General features: G+C 70.6%; 13 protein-coding genes. 9 read left to right on the forward strand and 4 right to left on the reverse strand.

Translation table 11 applies throughout. The features are described 5' to 3' along the window. Positions 1 to 114: 114 nt before the first annotated feature. From WMF36_RS14815 to WMF36_RS14835, 5 genes are all read left to right on the forward strand, one after another. Entirely contained in the window at positions 115 to 1152 is a 1038-nt protein-coding gene (locus WMF36_RS14815; protein ID WP_437580252.1) for an aldo/keto reductase, read from the forward strand. A gap of 47 nt (positions 1153 to 1199) precedes the next feature. Beyond that, positions 1200 to 1895, forward strand: a complete 696-nt coding sequence (locus tag WMF36_RS14820) for an HAD-IB family phosphatase (RefSeq protein WP_437580253.1) — start codon at positions 1200 to 1202, stop codon at positions 1893 to 1895. Positions 1896 to 2696: 801 nt separating this feature from the next. Further along, complete coding sequence (locus WMF36_RS14825; RefSeq protein WP_437580254.1) at positions 2697 to 5225, forward strand: penicillin acylase family protein; 2529 nt, start codon at positions 2697 to 2699, stop codon at positions 5223 to 5225. 490 nt (positions 5226 to 5715) lie between these two features. Continuing rightward, complete coding sequence (locus WMF36_RS14830) at positions 5716 to 6600, forward strand: PP2C family protein-serine/threonine phosphatase (RefSeq protein WP_437580255.1); 885 nt, start codon at positions 5716 to 5718, stop codon at positions 6598 to 6600. Between the two features lie 137 nt (positions 6601 to 6737). Then, positions 6738 to 7553, forward strand: coding sequence for a Cof-type HAD-IIB family hydrolase (locus WMF36_RS14835; RefSeq protein ID WP_437580256.1), 816 nt, complete (start codon positions 6738 to 6740; stop codon positions 7551 to 7553). 48 nt (positions 7554 to 7601) lie between these two features. On the opposite strand, the gene WMF36_RS14840 is transcribed toward WMF36_RS14835, so the two are convergent. Next, the gene (locus tag WMF36_RS14840) at positions 7602 to 8078 is read right to left on the reverse strand and encodes a pyridoxamine 5'-phosphate oxidase family protein (protein WP_437580257.1); all 477 of its coding nucleotides are present in this window, start codon (positions 8076 to 8078) and stop codon (positions 7602 to 7604) included. A gap of 367 nt (positions 8079 to 8445) precedes the next feature. On the opposite strand from WMF36_RS14840, the gene WMF36_RS14845 reads away from it, so the two are divergent. Further along, positions 8446 to 9339, forward strand: a complete 894-nt coding sequence (locus WMF36_RS14845) for a sensor histidine kinase (protein ID WP_437580258.1) — start codon at positions 8446 to 8448, stop codon at positions 9337 to 9339. A gap of 21 nt (positions 9340 to 9360) precedes the next feature. Here WMF36_RS14845 and hisH read toward each other — a convergent pair whose 3' ends face one another. Beyond that, positions 9361 to 10038 carry an imidazole glycerol phosphate synthase subunit HisH gene (gene hisH, locus WMF36_RS14850; protein ID WP_437580259.1) on the reverse strand — a complete coding sequence of 226 codons (678 nt, stop codon included), beginning with the start codon at positions 10036 to 10038 and terminating at the stop codon, positions 9361 to 9363. Between the two features lie 3 nt (positions 10039 to 10041). After that, complete coding sequence (gene hisB / locus WMF36_RS14855; RefSeq protein ID WP_437490882.1) at positions 10042 to 10629, reverse strand: imidazoleglycerol-phosphate dehydratase HisB; 588 nt, start codon at positions 10627 to 10629, stop codon at positions 10042 to 10044. 266 nt (positions 10630 to 10895) lie between these two features. On the opposite strand from hisB, the gene WMF36_RS14860 reads away from it, so the two are divergent. Genes WMF36_RS14860 through WMF36_RS14870 form a run of 3 tightly spaced genes read left to right on the forward strand, consistent with a single transcriptional unit; the run spans position 10896 to position 14505 of the window. Further along, the gene (locus WMF36_RS14860) at positions 10896 to 12509 is read left to right on the forward strand and encodes a serine/threonine-protein kinase (RefSeq protein WP_437580260.1); all 1614 of its coding nucleotides are present in this window, start codon (positions 10896 to 10898) and stop codon (positions 12507 to 12509) included. After that, positions 12506 to 13606 carry a PEGA domain-containing protein gene (locus WMF36_RS14865; protein ID WP_437580261.1) on the forward strand — a complete coding sequence of 367 codons (1101 nt, stop codon included), beginning with the start codon at positions 12506 to 12508 and terminating at the stop codon, positions 13604 to 13606. The genes WMF36_RS14860 and WMF36_RS14865 overlap by 4 nt, the downstream gene beginning before the upstream one ends. Beyond that, on the forward strand, positions 13603 to 14505 hold the full coding sequence (locus tag WMF36_RS14870; protein ID WP_437580262.1) for a hypothetical protein: 903 nt from the start codon (positions 13603 to 13605) through the stop codon (positions 14503 to 14505). Before WMF36_RS14865 ends, WMF36_RS14870 begins: the two co-directional genes overlap by 4 nt. 157 nt (positions 14506 to 14662) lie before the next feature. On the opposite strand, the gene WMF36_RS14875 is transcribed toward WMF36_RS14870, so the two are convergent. After that, positions 14663 to 16645, reverse strand: coding sequence for a thrombospondin type 3 repeat-containing protein (locus tag WMF36_RS14875; RefSeq protein ID WP_437580263.1), 1983 nt, complete (start codon positions 16643 to 16645; stop codon positions 14663 to 14665). Positions 16646 to 16658 lie beyond the last annotated feature (13 nt).

A 16658-nucleotide genomic window follows, 5' to 3' on the forward strand; every position in this document is an offset into this window, starting at 1 on the left:
CCCTGGAGTTCCTAACCGTGCACGACCGCGGCCAAGGGGCAAGAGCCTGGTGTCCGGCATCCCTCTCCCCTGCGTCGAAGGTTATCCCCATTGGGCACAGCGCGGAGGAGATACATGGAGTTCAGGCTGCTTGGCGGGTCAGGGTTCAAGGTGCCGGTGCTGAGTCTCGGGACGGGGACGTTCGGCGGAGGCAACGAGTTCTTCCAGGGCTGGGGCTCGAGCGGCGTGGCGGAGGCGACCCGGCTTGTCGACGTCTCGCTCGAGGCCGGGATGAACATGTTCGATACGGCCGATGTCTACTCCGACGGGCTGGCGGAGGAGATCCTCGGCCAGGCGATCAAGGGCCGGCGCGACCGGGTCATCGTCTCCACGAAGGCGACCTTCCGCCTGGGCTCGGGTCCGAACGACGTCGGCTCCTCGCGGCACCACCTGATCCGATCGGTCGAGGGGAGCCTGCGCCGGATGCAGACGGACTATATCGACCTCTTTCAGCTTCACGGCTTCGACGCGCTCACGCCGATCGAGGAGACCCTTGGCGCGCTCGACGACCTCGTGCGGGCGGGGAAGATTCGCTATCTCGGCTGCTCGAACTTCTCCGGCTGGCACCTGATGAAGTCGCTCGCCGTCTCGGAGAAGTACGGTCTTTCCCGGTACGTGGCGCACCAGGCGTACTATTCGCTCATCGGGCGCGATTACGAGTGGGAGCTGATGCCGCTCGCGCTCGATCAGAAGGTCGGCGCCGTGGTCTGGAGCCCGCTGGGCTGGGGGCGCCTCACCGGCAAGGTCCGGCGCGGACAGTCGTTGCCGGAGGTCAGCCGCCTCCGGAACAAGCTGTCTGTCGAGGGCGGGCCGCAGGTGGACGACGAGTATCTCTATCGCGTGGTGGACGCGCTCGATGCGGTGGCGAAGGAGACGGGCAAGACCGTCCCGCAGATCGCGATCAACTGGCTGCTGCAGCGACCGAGCGTCGCGAACGTGATCATCGGCGCCCGGAACGAGGAGCAGCTTCGACAGAACCTCGGGTCCGTTGGGTGGACCCTGGCGCCGGAGCAGATCGCGAAGCTCGACGCAGCGAGCAAGACCAGGCTGGCGTATCCCTACTTTCACCAGACCGGGTTCGCCGAGCGGAACCCGTTCCCCGTCGCGATCTGACCGTCGGTGCTGGCGGGACGGCGTGAAGAGGTGCACAATCGTCGGTCGTGCTCATCCTCAGCGACTTCGACGGAACCATCACCTGCGCCGACCTGACGAACCAGATCTGGGACGCCCACCTCCGCTATGACTGGCGGCAGGCGCTGCTCACGCCTTCTGCCAGCGGCGAGATCACGCCGTTCGAGCTCCTCCGGCGCGGCTATGCCGATGTGGATCGCTCGGAGGACGAGCTCCTGGCCGAGCTCCGTCCCCACGCCGGGCTGCGCCCGGGCTTCGAGGAGCTGCTTTCGCTGTGTGCCCGCCGGGGGTGGGTGTTTCACGTGGTCAGCCACGGGCTCCCGTTCTACATCCGCGAGTTCCTGCCCCCGGGCACGGCGTTTTCTTGCTTCGATGCCGTCTTCGACGGGCGCTGGCGCGTGACCGTGCCGGAGGCGGTGTCGCTCGGTCCGGGGGACGACTTCAAGATCCGCGTCCTCGACCAGCTGAAGGCGGCGACCGGCGAGACCGTCGCGGTCTACATCGGTGACGGTCGGCTGGACTACCCCGCGGCGCGGTGCTGCGACCGCGTGTTCGCGGTGCGGGGCAGCGCCCTCGACGCGCTCTGCGCGCGCGACGGGATCCCGTGCACGCCGTTCGACAGCTTCACCGAGATCTGCGCGGCGCTCGACGGTGGCGGCGCCCGCGGCGGCGAGCGCCCCCCGGGCGCGGCCGATGCCGGAGAGCGATCTCCCGGACGCGGGTGACGCGAGCTCGCCCGGGCTCTCTCACGATGTCCTCGCCGTGGCTCGAAGGGTCCTGACGTCCTGACGGGCGAGATCAGCTCTCTTCGGGCGTCGCGACGCCGGGCCGGTCAGCCGTCCCAGAACGCGTTGCGGGTAAAGGGTTCTCCCGGGGCGACCTCCCGCCCCGACGACGGATTCCTGCGTCGAGCGGCGCCGCGGACGATCTGTCGGCGGCGGCAACTTGCACCACGCGCCACGAGACAAGCGCCGGACTGCCATGTGCGAGGGCCGGGCGCGGAATGCGGAACGATGAGCGTCTGACCGGACGCCTGTCCGCCCGGCCATCCGACCATCCGACCATCCCACCGTCCGAATCCAGCGCAGGCCCCGCGCCGCGTGGCGCGCATGTCAGCTGAGTGCTAGGTTGCTGATTTTACGGGCAGTCCGTGCGCAACCAGGCAAACCAGATCGCTTGCCAGATCGCTTGCCAGATCGCTTGAGAAGGTGTCTGTGAGCGCCGGTGTACAGCATGGCTGTACAAGAGATGTGGATAATGAATAGCTTGACTTTCGAGCTGCATTAGTTAATTCTTATCCGCTTATCTCGTGCATGTGAAAGCAACGTAGGAGGCGCGCCCGTTCGTCTTGTCCGCTGCTTGTCAGCGATCACTCTGCAATTCGCCTGATTTGTTTCGGGCGGCATTTTGTACTGACAGTCGCTCGCCGCGCACTCTCATGGGAGGCGGCCGCGACTCAGGGTGAGCGTGGCGCACGTGACCTGCAAACTGCGGCCCTGCGAGAGGGCCAGCAGAAGGAGATCGGCATGATCAGGCGAATGACCGGCGTGGCATTCCTGCTGTCTGCTGCCGCGTGCAGCGTGGCCCAGGATGAACAGGTGTTGACAGAGCAAACCGCGGCGAAGGAAACCGCGGTTCAGATCAGTGGGCTCGACGCGGCGTACATCCGCGTGGACGATCGGGGGATGTCGCACGTCACCGCGTGGGACGAGAAGGCAGGCTATGCCGGCCTTTGCTATGCGATGGCGCGCGACCGGCTCTTCCAGATGGACGTGCTGCGCCGGAGCGCTCAGGGGCGCCTCGCGGAGATCTACGGGCCCGGGGACGACGACAGCATTCTCGGCCAGGATCTCCTCGTCCGCGCGCAGAACCTGCCCGCGTTCGCGGCGGCGCGCTATGCAGCGGCGGCCTCGCGGACGAAGCGCGTGCTGCAGGGGTGCGCCGAGGGCGTGAACAAGTACATCTCCGTGGCCAAGACATCGAGCGACGGCCTGCCGATCGAGTTCCAGACCCTCGGTTATGAGCCGGCTCCTTGGACGCCCCAGGACAGCGTCCTGGCCTACATTTATGTGGGCGTCACGTTCGACACCCTGACGTGGTTCACCAAGCTGGAGCGCGCGACGGTGGCAACCATCGCGGGCACGGAGGTCGCGACGACCCTGATCAAGGAGGCTGCGGACGGGGTGTCGATGTTCGACGCGCAGGGCAACCTGAATCCGGTCTCGCAGTTCCTCGTGCCGCCCGGCCCGACCGCGCCGTCCGCGACCGTCGTCAACCCGCCGCCGCCGTCTTGCCTGGAGGGGTCGCGTCAGCTCTCGCAGCAGCTCCTGCGAATGACGCCTGCGAGCGGACGCGCGAGCAATGCGTGGGCGGTCGACGGGCACCTCACCTCGACCGGAAAGCCCCTCCTCGCGACCGATCCGCACTTCCCCCACGCGACCCCGTCCGCCGTCTACATGGCCCAGCTCAAGGTGAACGGTCAGTACAACGTGGCGGGCTGGATGATGCCTGGGTTCCCCGGGTTCATCAGCGGCCACACCGACCACATCGCCTGGGTGCCGACGTATTCGCTCTTCGACAGCGTCGATCTGTACGTGGAGACGCTCCGCGAGGCGAGCGGAGGAGGCGAGGAGGTGCTCATCAACGGCCAGTGGAGGCCGGTCACCAAGCGCGTCGAGACCATCCGCGTGAAGGGGCAGCCGAATGTGCAGCGGACGTTCCGCTCGACGCCCCACGGGCCCATCCTCAACGACGGCCTGGATGGGCTGGAGGCGTTTGGCACCCTCGCGCTCAAGTCGACCGCGGCTCAACCCGAGTGGAAGGTCGACGGCTACTTCGAGATGCCGGCGGCGCAGAGCTGGCCGCAGTTCAAATCGGCGGCGCTGAAGCAGAGCATCGGCTGGAACTTCATCTTCGCGGACTACACGGGCGCCCACGGCCACATCGGCTACCAGAACTCGGGTCTCGCGCCGCAACGTGAGAGCCCGCTGAACGCGCTCTATCCGGTGCCGGGGACGGGAGGACACGAGTGGACCGGGTACGCCACGAACGCCGAGCTGCCCTCGGTCTACGATCCGCCGTCGCATATCCTGGTGACGGCGAACAACCGGATGGTCCCGCGCAGCTACGCGCCGCAGGGGCGGACGGTGCACCTCGCCAACTACTGGGACATGCCTTGGCGCGCTCAGCGGATCATGACCCGGTTGACCACGGCGACGCAGCCGCTCACACCGCAGGACATGGCGTCGATCCAGCTCGACACGCAGACCACGATCGGGCTGCCGCTGCGCGACAGCTACCTGGCCGCGCTCGGGCGCGTCGGGCTGCCTGGGGACGATCCGAGCGCCCTCGCGGCGGCGGAGGCCCTGCAACAGTGGGATGGCAATGCGGCGGCGAGCAGCCGCGGCGCGGCCGTCTACGAGATGCTCACCTTGATCCTGTTGCGCAACACGGTGAGGGGCGTGATCGGTCCCGATGAGTACGCGTACTTCGCGTCCAACGTGTTCCTCACGAATCAGCTGAACGGATTGATGGACGTGCTCGAGAACCCGCGCGCGCCCTATTTCGGCATCAGCGAGGGCGTGGATCCGGGGGTCGCCCGGGATGAGGCCGTGCGCACGGCGCTCGGCGAGGCGGACGCGATGCTCCGCGGGGCCCTGGGGTCGGACGTGAGCGCGTGGACCTGGGGCGGGATCCACGAGCTGACCTACAACCACCCGCTCGCGAGCGAGGACCCGCGCTTCGACATCGGCACCTTCCCGGCGACCGGCGACGTGGAGACGGTGAACATCGGCGGGTGGTTCGCGAAGGTCGGGATCCTGGCGCTCCCGCCCGGCGAGTTCGAGGACGCAGGCGGGGTGCGAGCCGCGCTCGATCAGGACTCGCTCAGCGCGACGCGGCTGATCTGGAACCTCGCGCCGCTCGACGGCTCGCTCGGGGTGATGAGCACGGGCATCAGCGGGGATCCGCGGACGTGCCATTACGCGGATCATGCCGAGGCGTGGAGGGCGGGGCAGATCTTCCCGATACCGTTCACGTCCGCAGCGATCCCCTGAGTCGACCGCCGCTGACGGCCGACCTGACTGCGATTCACCGACCCTGACTGCGACTCGCCGTCCGCCATCCGCTGCCGCCCGCCACCCGCCGCGGGGACCTCAACCTGAGTCGGGGACCTCAACCTGAGTCGGGGACCTCAACCTGAGTCGGGGACCCGTCCGGGGGCGGACGGCCGGCAGCCGTCAGGTCAACCCGGGGCACACCGCCGGCCGACGTACCTCGATCCCACCGCCGCCCACCGAACCCGGGTCAGCCCCCAGGGTCAGCCCCCACCGAACCCGGGTCAGCCCCCGCCGATCAGGCCGCCAGGCCCTGCTTGACGTGGCCCACCGCCGCACCAGACGAGTAGCGATGGCGGCGATCCGCGACGCGCCCACGGCATACGGGAACTCCAAGCGATATGAGATGTGTTCGATGTTACATTTTGTGCGTTCCCGCCCCATCTAGAGGTCGGTTTGTGGGTGGAAGCAAGGAAACAGGAGACATCACATGACAGCAACGACACTGGGAGCCGGGGACAGCACGGTGCGAGCCTGCGGGATCACCGACCTGGGGCGGGTTCGCAAGAACAACGAGGACACGCTCCTCATCGCGCACCTCACATCGGTCGCCAAGACCGCGCCGCCTGCTCATGCGGTTACCTTCGAAGCCTCCTATCCCGTCCTGCTCGCCGTCTCCGACGGCATGGGCGGCGCGGCGGCCGGCGAGGTCGCGAGCGCCCTGGTCGTGGAGGCGCTTCGACGGGCGATGGCCACGGCGCGCGGCAACTGGGACGACGCGACCCTCCTGGCTGTTCAGCGAGCCAACCGCGAGGTGTGGCAAGCCTCGCAGCAGCCGGGCCGCCAGGGCATGGGAGCGACGCTCACCGCGATATGCGTGCACGGGACCGAGGCGCACGTCGCCGAGGTGGGCGACTCGCGCGCCTACCTGATTCGCAACGGGCAGATCCTCCAGATCACGCACGATCAGAGCTTCGTGCAGGCGCTCATCGACGCAGGGATGATTCAACCCGAGGAGGCCGAGCAGCACCCGATGAGGAGCATGTTGCTCCAGGCGATGGGCCTCGATCCGGACGTCAAGGCCAGCGTCGCCCGGCTCGAGCTGCGGCGCGACGATCGCCTCCTGCTCTGCTCGGACGGACTCTCGAACAAGCTCTCGGCCGGCGACATGCTCGCCGTGATCGAGAGGGGCCCGTCGATCGAGGCCTCATGCCAGAGGCTCGTCGCGCTGGCGAGCGAGCGCGGCGGGGAGGACAACATCACCGCCATCGTCGCCGAGCTGGATGGAGAAGGGCTCACGCCGCCGAGGAGAGGCGAGAAGGTGGCCCAGACGCTTCACACGGTCACCGAGTTCAATCCGCGAAAGAAGGCCTGACGTCGAGCCACGCCGGCTCCGCCGAGCTCCCAGCTCAGCGCCCCGGCCCACCGGCGCGCGCGGCGAACGACCTCCGGAGAGCTCGGGCGCGTGCGCTCGGCTGTGGTACGGGCGAGGGGCACGACAGGAGAGCGCGCATGGTGCCAGGAAGCTTTCGCGGCGTTGCCTTCGATCTGGACGGGACCCTGCTGCGGTCCGACCATTCGGTCTCACCCGAGATGCGATCGCTGTGCTCGGCGTTGACCGGGCGGGGGCTCCTGCTCACGCTGATCAGCTCGCGGCCCCCTCGCTCCGTCGAGCAGATCGCCGACAGCCTGGAGCTGCAAGGCCCGTGGGCGGCGCTGAACGGCGCCGTCGTCTTCAGCTCCGGCAGGCGGATACTCGACCGCTCGCCCCTGCCGGAGGCCACCGTCGAGCAGATCCTGGCGCGCTATGGACGCGACGAGCGGGTCAGCCTGAACCTCTACGCCGGCTTCGACTGGATCGTTCAGGCGGCGGACCGGCGCGTCAGGGCCGAGGCCGACATCGTCGGCTTCGCGCCCACGGTCGATGCCGGCTTCGCGAGCCGCCCCGTGACCGAGAAGCTCCTGATGATCACCGACGAAGGGCACTGCGATAACGCTCGGCTCGCGAAGGAGCTCGCGGCGCTCGACGACGGCATTGCGGTAGCGCGTTCGAAGGACAACTACATCGAGATGACGCGCAGCCGGATCGACAAGGGGCGCGCGCTCGCGTTCATCGCCGAGAGGCGAGGGCTGTCCGCGCGGGAGATGGTCGCTGTCGGCGACGGCGAGAACGACATTCCCATGCTGAAGGCCTGCGGTCTTCCGATCGCGATGGGTCACAGCCCGCAGGCGCTCAAGCAGGTGGCCGAGCTGGTCGTCGGCAGCAACGACGACAGCTCCCTCACCGACGCGCTCAGCCGCATCTTCGGGGCGGCAGCGGCGCGCTAGATCGGGCGGCCGCGCGGGAGAGCCGGGCCGCCGCGGCGGGCGCGGCGCTCAGATGTGCTTCGGCGGATTCAGCTTGTCGTTCGCCGGCTTTCTCTGAACGAGCGCCTTGGCCTTCTCGTACAGGATCCGGAGCCGCCCGCCCTCGGGCTCCCAGTACTCGGCGCGTTCCACGTTCAGCCTCAGGATCGCGGCGTGAGGGTGAGCGGGGCCGTCCGGCAGCCACGCCTTCCACGAGGGCTTCCAGAGGCTCCGGATCTTCTCCTCGTTCCTGTCGATCGTCGCGCGCGCCGAGATCGAGATGTACGCCCGATCCCGCGGCCGGTAGCAGCAGACCGCCACCTGCTGCTCCCGGGTGATCTCGCCGGTCTTCGCCGTCTCCTCCTGCGTCACGAACCAGAGATCGCAGTCCATCAGCTCGGCCGGCTCCTGGATCTCCATCGGCCGACCCCGCATCAGCCCCTCCGGGGTCATGGTGACGAGCATGGCCGTGTCGAACTCCCTGAGCAGCGCGTGCAGCTCACCCATGGATCCGCGGTCCTGAGCCCTGGCTCCTGGCTCTCCACTCTGGTGTTGCTCTCCGCTCTGGTGTTGCATGCGGACAAAGCTGCTCCGCGGGCCCTGGCCCGCAAGCAAGGGGGCGCCCGGACCCGCCTGCGCCACGGCCCGGCAGCGCTCCGGAGCCGCCTGATGCGCCGCGCTCGGCCCTGCCCGTCCAGGCGGCTCACGCCGCGAGGTTTTGCGCAGTCGGCAGCGCGGTGCGACGCCTCGACGCGCGTCCGCCCGGCAGAAGTGGCCCTGTTCTGCCGCCGGGAGTGCCGAACTGCGAACCGCCATGAACGGCACGAGCCATGCTTTGCGTGATCATGACCGAACTCTGCCAGCAGGCTCTGCCATGACCGCGCTTTGCGACGACCTCGACGACCGCGTCCCCGCCGTTCCGATCCGGGAAGACACCGCCCGGCTCCGGGAGGACTTCCTCGTGCTCGCCGCGCACGAGATCAGGACGCCTGTCACCTCGCTCCTCCTGCAGCTCCAGCTGACGAAGCGGATGAGCGAACGGGAGCCGGAGAACACCCCGGCGTGGGCGGCGGCGATGCTGGCCGTCTTCGACCGTCAGCTCGGCCGGCTCGCCAGGCTGTGCGACGACATGCTCCAGGTCCGGCGCGCCGATCCGGCCCGGCGCGCGCCGGCCCGCGAGCTTGTCGATCTCGTCGTGCTCGTCCGCGATGTGGTGGCGGCGGCGGTCGCGCATCGGCCGGCCGCGCGCGGCGCCATCGCGGTCGCGGCCGAGGGCGCGGTGATCGGCCGCTGGGACCGGCCCCAGATCGAGCGCATGGCGTTCCACCTGATCAAGAACGCGATCACCTTCGGTGAGGGCAAGCCGATCTCGATCGAGGTGCGCGCGACGCGCGCGCGGGCGCGGCTCATCGTGCGCGATCACGGCATGGGGATCGCGAGGGAGGACCAGGAGCGGATCTTCGCGCGATTCGAGCGGGCGGTCCCGGATCGCTTCGGCGGCCTGGGGCTCGGCCTCTACATCGCGCACGCCGCGGCGCGCGCGCATGGCGGGGCGATCCGCGTGGAGAGCGAGCTCGGCCGGGGCGCGGTGTTCGTCGTCGATCTCCCCCTCGCGCCGCGGTTGCCGGAGCGCGAGGGGCGCGCGGGCCGAGCGCGCCCCTCGCGGCGCGGCCTCGCCCGGCGGCCGTCCGAGCTGCCCCTGAGCGCGCACCTCAAGCTCGCGCACGTGAAGCACCTGTACCACCGGGCGCAGCGCCCGCACCCGTGACAGGCCAGCGCCGCGGTCGGCTCACCCGTTCAGGAAGCGGACGAGCAGGCGCAGGCCCGTCTCCTGGCTCTTCTCGGGGTGGAACTGCGTCGCGGTCACGTTGTCCCGCTCGATCGCCGCGGTGATCCGGTGCGGGCCGTGCTCCGTCGTCGCCGCCACGAGCGCCGGGTCGAGCGGGACGGCGTGGTAGCTGTGGACGAAGTAGACGAACGGGCGCTCGCCAGCGAACACGCCGAGCGGGCCCTCCACGTCGCGCGTGATCGCGATGCGGTTCCACCCCATGTGGGGGATCTTGATCCCGGCCCAGGGCTCGCCGGCCACCGCCGTCGCCTCGGCCGCGCTCGGCTCCGGCGTGAGACGCTTGACGATGCCGGGGAACACGCCGAGCCCCCGCGCGCCGGCCGCCTCCTCGCTCGAGTCGAAGAGGGCCTGCATGCCGAGGCAGATGCCGAGGTACGGCGCCCCCTTCCGGATCTGCTCGCGCAGCGCCTCGCCGATGCCGCTCTGCAGCGCGGCCGCGCAGTCGCGGAAGGCGCCCTGGCCTGGCACCACCACCTTGTCGGCCCGCGCGATGACCTCCGGATCGCCCGTGCGCGTGACCGCGCACGGCTCGCCGGCGTCCCCGGCGGCCTGGAGGAGCGCCCGCTCCACGGAGCGCAGGTTGCCCATCCCGAAGTCGACGAGCGCGATCGATTGCATGGCTCAGAGGCTCCCCTTGGTGGACGGAATGCCGGCGACGCGGGGCTCGATGCGGGTCGCCTTCATCAGCGCCTTGGCGAACGATTTGAAGCAGATCTCGACGATGTGGTGCAGGTTGTCCCCCTCGATGAGGCGGACGTGGAGGTTCGCGCCGACGCCGCGCGCGAAGCCCTCGAAGAACACGGGGGCGAGCTCGACGTCCCACGTGCCGAGCTTCGCCTTGGGCAGCGGCACGCGCCAGACAAAGTACGGCCTGCCGGAGAGGTCCAGCGCGCACTGCGCGAGCGCCTCGTCCATGGGGAGCGTCGCCTCGCCGTAGCGCGCGATGCCCGCCTTGTCGCCGAGCGCCTGCTGCACGGCCGCGCCCAGGGTGATGCCGCAGTCCTCGGTGGTGTGGTGGCCGTCGATCTCGATGTCGCCCTCGGCGTGGATGGTGAGGTCAAACAGGCCGTGGCGGGCGATCTGATCGAGCATGTGCGTGAGGAAGGGGAGCGGCGTCCTGATCGACGAGCGGCCCTGGCCGTCGAGATCGATCTCGATGCGGATGTCCGTCTCGCGCGTCTTGCGCTCGACTTTGGCGATGCGGGGCATGGCGCGTAGGGTAGTCGCCCCGGGCGACGATGGGGAGCACCACGGATGAGCCGGCCGCCCGGCTTGCCCGCCCCGCGTCGGTCCAGCGCACGGCCGGCAGCACGGCGAGCACGGCGACCGACCGTGGCGGCCCCTGACGTGGCCTGACGTGGCCTGAGCGGCCGAGGCGAGGCCTTGGACGAAAGCGGCGGATGGAATAAGGTGGCCCCCTGGATAACGTGGCGGTGGTGGCGCGCCCTGACGGCCGCCCCAGCGCAGGAGTGTCCGTGAGCGCACCGGTTGCCGAAGGTCAAGTTCTGTCGGGGAAATACCGGGTCGAGCGCATCCTCGGGCAAGGGGGCATGGGCGTCGTCGTCGCCGCCCTGCACGAGCAGCTCCACCAGCGGGTCGCCATCAAGATGCTCCACCCCGGCGCCAACGCCGAGATGGTGGAGCGCTTCGTGCGCGAGGCGCGCGCGGCGGTGCGCCTGAAGAGCGAGCACGTCGCGCGCGTGCTCGACGTCGGGACGCTCGAGACCGGCGCGCCGTTCATGGTGATGGAGTACCTGGAGGGGAGCGACCTGCAGGAGACGCTGCGGCAGCGCGGCCCGCTCGAGCTGGAGGAGGCCGTGGGCTACGTGCTCGAGGCCTGCGAGGCCATCGCCGAGGCGCACGCGGCCGGCATCATCCACCGCGATCTCAAGCCGGCGAACCTCTTCCTCACGCGCGGAGCGGACGGCAGCGGCATGGTGAAGGTGCTCGATTTCGGCATCTCCAAGGCGCTCGCCGAGTCGGCCGGGGCCGAGCCCGAGCTCGGGCTGACGAAGACGGCGATGGTGCTGGGCTCGCCGCTCTACATGGCGCCGGAGCAGATGCGCTCGGCGCGCTCGGTGGACGCGCGCGCGGACATCTGGTCGCTCGGCGCCATCCTCTATCAGCTGCTCACGGCGCGGGTGCCCTTCGACGCGACCTCGCTGTCCGAGCTCATCCTGATGATCAACACCGAGGCGCCGCCGTCCCCGAGCACCTTCCGGCGCGACCTGCCGCCGGGCCTGGAGGCGGCGATCCTGCACTGCCTCGAGAGGGACGTCGCGAAGCGCTTCAGGTCCGTCGCCGAGCTCGCGGGCGCCATCGTCGATTTCGGCCCTCCGCTCGCGCTGGCGTCGCTGGAGCGGATCGAGCGGACGCTGGGGCTCGTGCCCGCGGTCAGCTGGCGCGACCGGGCGAGCTCGGCGCGCGATCGGATGAGCGTTCCCCCCGGGCCGACGACGCAGGAGCGCGTGAGCGGCGTGCCCGCGGCGACCGCGCAGGGGCGGTCCAGCGCGCCGCCCGCCGGCGTGACGTCAGGCGCCGCGGTCGGCCACACGGCCGGCCCGGTGGGCTCGGCTCCCGGCTGGACGGCCGCGAGCCCCGTGTCGGCCGGCCGCAGGCGGAGCGGCGTGGCGCTCGCGATCGCCGGGGTGGGCCTCGCGGCGGTGATCGGCGGGGTCCTGCGCTTCGTCACGTTCCGCGGCGACGCGGGGAATCCTGCGGTCGATCCGCTGGCCGCGACCACCTCCGCCGAGCCCCCGCCGCCCGCGACGACGTCCGTGCCGCCCCCGCCGGTCCCTCCTCCGGACGTCTCCGCCGTGGCCACGGTCGCCACCCCGGCGCCGACGACGACCGCGGTGGCCACAACGGCCCCGGCGCCGTCGGCGAGCGCCCGAACATCGACGACGGCGACCGCGAAGGCGCCCACGACGTCCACCCCCACGGCGCCTCGGCCGAGGGCCTCCGCGGTGCCTTCGGCCCCACCGGCGTCGACAGCGGCGCCCTCGGCCGCGTCGACCACGACCGCGTCACAGGGGAACGACAGCCCCAGCATCTTCGATGTGCTGAACGACAAAGGTAAGCCCAGATGAATTGGCCTGGAAGCGAACGACTCCCGCTGCGGAGCCGCAAGAGCGCGCGCGTCTGTGCCGCGCTCGCGCTCGGCGGCGCCGCGCTGGCGGGGCTCGCGCCCGCCGCGGCCCAGCCTGCGCCGGCCGCCGGCGCGCCCGTCGTGGCCCAGCCTGCGCCGGCCGCCGCGCCCGCCGCGAGCGCTCCTGCGGCCCAGGGGCCGCTGTCCGAGACCCTCACGGGGGAGGCCAAGGCCGAGTATGAGGCCGCGCGGATCCTCTTCAACGACGGCGACTACCGCAACGCCATCATCAAGTTCGAGCGCGCCCACGAGCTCTCCCGCGACCCGCGGCTGCTCTGGAACATCGCCCTCTGCCAGAAGAACCTCAAGCGCTACGCGCGCCTGCTCGGAACGGTCGAGAAGCTCCTCCAGGAGGCCGGCCCGCAGCTCACGGAGCAGGATCGCAAGGACGCCGCGGCGCTCGTCGAGGCGACGAAGGCCTACGTGAGCCGCCTCGACCTCCAGGCCAGCGAGGCGGGCGCCGCCGTCTTCGTCGACGGCGAGGAGGTCGGCCGGACCCCGCTGCGCGAGCCCGTGCTGCTCGACGTCGGCACCCGGAAGATCCGGGTGACCAAGAAGGGCTTCAAGGACGTCGAGGTCTCCCAGCCGGTGGCGGGCGGCGACATGGTCACGGTGAAGGCCACGCTCGAGCGCGAGGTCCACCAGGGGCGGCTCATCGTCGCGGCGCCGTCGAACGCCGTCATCTCCATCGACGGCCGCGTGGTCGGTCGCGGCACCTATGACGGGCCGGTGCCAAGCGGCGGCCACGCGCTCCGCGTCACGGCGTCCGACATGGTGTCGCACCAGTCCGAGGTCATGATCCACGATAACCAGACACGCCGCGTGCAGGTCTCGCTGGTGCCGAAGCCCAAGGAAAGCAACATCGCGAGCTGGATCTGGATCGGCGGCGGCGTGGCCGTGCTCACGGGCGCGCTCCTGGTCGGCCTGGGCGTCTTCGCAGCGGAGCCGCCGGTCGACGGCAACCTGTCGCCCGGCTCGGTCGCCCTGTCCGCGCGGGGCGGCGCCTCGTTCGCGATCCCCTTCGGAGGAGGCCGATGATCCGCGGCCGCCGGTTCGTCCTCGCCGCGCTCCTCGCGCTCGCGTGCGGAGGGTGTTCTTCGCCGGACGAGATCGTCGTCGCCATCTCGACGGATCTCGCCCTTCCCAAGGACTTCGATGTCCTCCAGGTCCAGGTGTTCAAGAGCGGCGGAGGCGGGTTCAATCAAGCCTACCTGCGGCTTGGCGAGTCCGATGCCGACGCGCAGCTCCCGGCGACAATCGGGTTCTACTCCTCGAACAGCGGGGGTGAATCCATCCGGATCAGGGTCAGCGCGCGCGTCGATGACGCGCTTGGCGCGGTGCGCATCGTGCGTGAGGCGGTCACGACGATCCCGGAGAATCGCGTCGCGTTGCTCACCCTACCGCTCGACTTTCTCTGCGACGGCTCAGGGAAGAGCGCGGGGAACGACGTCGAGAACACGCTCTGCGGCGACGAGCAGACCTGCGTCGCGGGGGCATGCGTGTCGAACAAGATCGATTCGAGCACGCTCCCTGACTATTCGTCCGGCGACGTCTACGGCGGTGGGGACGGGGACTGCTTCGACGTGACGACCTGCTTCGAGGAGGCGACGGCGGCGGAGGTCGACGCGGCGGCTTGCACGATCGCGGGCGACGGCGGGGCTCCACGGAACGTGGCGCTGGAGACCGTCGCTGGCGACGGCATATGCGACGGCGATGGCGACGAGCGCCGTTGCCTTGTGGCGCTCGACGCCGCCAGCGATGACGGCTTCCGGGTGGAGGAAGACGGGCAGATCCAGCTGCCACCGGAGGTGTGCAAGCAGATGGCGAACGGCAAGATCGCGGCCGTGTTGACGGCGCCGGCGACGGACTGCGCCCAGAAGACCACGGGGCTGCCGACGTGCGGGCCGTGGCTCGCGTCGGGGTCGCAGGAGCCCTGACGAAGGGCACATCGCTGCCGGGATCGCGCCCGGCAGCGTCAGCATCGAGGGGGAACGCTCGTCTTCGCGCTCCCGCCCCGCCAGCGATCACCGCGGCTAGGTGAGCGAGCCGCGCGACGGCGGCGGTGGGCGAGCCGCGCGACGGCGGCGCGGTGGGTCACCCCCGCCGTCGCCGCCACCCGGCGAGGAGCGCCGCAGCGGCGAGCCACACCGCAGCCGAGATCGCCGACGCGTCGGCGCGCACCGCGAGGCCGCAGCCGTTGCCGTGCGCCTGCGGCTCGCCGCCTCCGGGCCGGGAAGTCGCGCCGTCGCCGTCGCCGCCAGCGCCGCCGCCGTTGTCACCGCCGCCCCCGCCAGCGCCGCCGGCACCCGCATCGCCGCCGGCGCCGCCGCCTCCGCCAGCGCCGCCGGCACCCGCATCGCCGCCAGCGCCGCCGCCCCCGCTTCCGGCATCGTCGGGCACGCAGCCGCCGGCCACGCAGGTGCCGCCGGGGCAGCGGGCGCCCTCGTTCGGGAACAGCGCGCACTCGCCGTACCTTGGATGGCACTGCGCGGAGGTGCAGGCGTTCCCGGAGGGCGCGCACGCGACCGGCTCGTTGCCCCTGCAGACGCCGTCGTCGCAGGCGTCGGCCAGGGTGCAGGGGTCGCGGTCGTCGCAGGGCGTGCCGTCGGGCTTCGGCGGCGCGTCGCAGTCGCAGGCGTCGCCCACGCCGTCGCTGTTCGCGTCCTCCTGCCCGCGGTTCGCCAGGATCGGGCAGTTGTCGGCGCCGTCGAGCGCGCCGTCGTTGTCGTCGTCGTCATCGCACCGGTCGCCCTGGCCGTCGCCGTCGGTGTCGCTCTGGCTCGGGTTCGCCGAGAGTGGGCAGTTGTCCGAGCCGTCCGGGGCCCCGTCGTCGTCGTCGTCGCCGTCGCACGCATCCCCATCGCCGTCGCCGTCGATGTCGGCCTGATCGGGGTTGGGGGTCGAGGGGCAATTGTCTGCGCCGTCCTCCACACCGTCGTCATCCCTGTCGAGCGCGCTCGCGTCGCAGGCGTCGCCTGCGCCGTCGCCGTCGATGTCGGCCTGATCGGGGTTGGGGACGACAGGGCAGTTGTCGGCCTCGTCGCTCAAGGCGTCGTTGTCGTCGTCGCCGTCGCACGCGTCGCCCAGTCCGTCATTGTCCGTGTCGGTCTGGTCGGAGTTCGGCACCGACGGGCAGTTGTCGGCCTTGTCGTCCAAGGCGTCGTTGTCGTCGTCGTCGTCGCACGCGTCGCCCGGTCCGTCATCGTCCGTGTCGGTCTGGTCGGAGTTCGGCACCGACGGGCAGTTGTCGCCGTCGTCGTTCGCGCCGTCGCCGTCAGCGTCGTCGTTGAGGTCCCAGTTGACCACGCCGGCCTGTTCGGTCGCCGTCATCCCGAGCAGCGCCCCCGCCGGGAGGGCATCGAGGCGGATCGCGCTCGCGTGCGCGTCGGCCTGGCTCGCGTGCTGCCCGCCGAAGTGCATGAGGATCCGCGTCCCCCTGGGTGGCACCGTGAGGGCGAACTCGACCGTGGGCCCCTGTGTCGCCGCGCAGTTGTCGGTGGTCATCCCGACGCTCCCCGGCGCGATCGCCGCCGAAGGCCCGTAGAAATTGAAATGGAGGCTCGGGTCCGCGCCCGCGTCGACGTCGTCCGTGGCGAGCCACCGGTCCACCGGCGTGAACTCCAGATCTCCGCTGTGCGACTGCGTGATCGTTGTGTCGTTGTCGGAGCCGACGTTCGTCTCGATCCGCACGACCGCCGGCAGCTCGGAGGCGGTGGGGTTGTGGAGGATCTCCAGGAACCGCGCCCACCCTTCGTCGGTGGGCACGTACACCTTCCTGGTGACCTCGAGGCTGCCGAGGAGCGCCGGCCCGTGGGCGAGCTGTCTCCCGTCCATCTCCGCCACCCGGGTCGAGGGAGGGAACCTCGCCCCGTCCACCCGCAGCACCATGCCGGTGTCGAAGGCGTCAATGGTCCCGTTGTTGACCACCCCGTCCGTCCCGACGTCCCACACGAAGGTGAGGCCATCCACGAGCTCCTGAAGGGGGCCCGAGGCACCACACTGCGCCGCCGCGCTCCGCGGGGCAGCCACGAGCGCCAGCGTGACGCCGAGCCCTGTGGCCATGACGATTCGCTTCATTCTCTCTCTCTAT

The organism is Sorangium sp. So ce887, from assembly GCF_051521455.1.
Classification (GTDB): domain Bacteria; phylum Myxococcota_A; class Polyangia; order Polyangiales; family Polyangiaceae; genus Sorangium.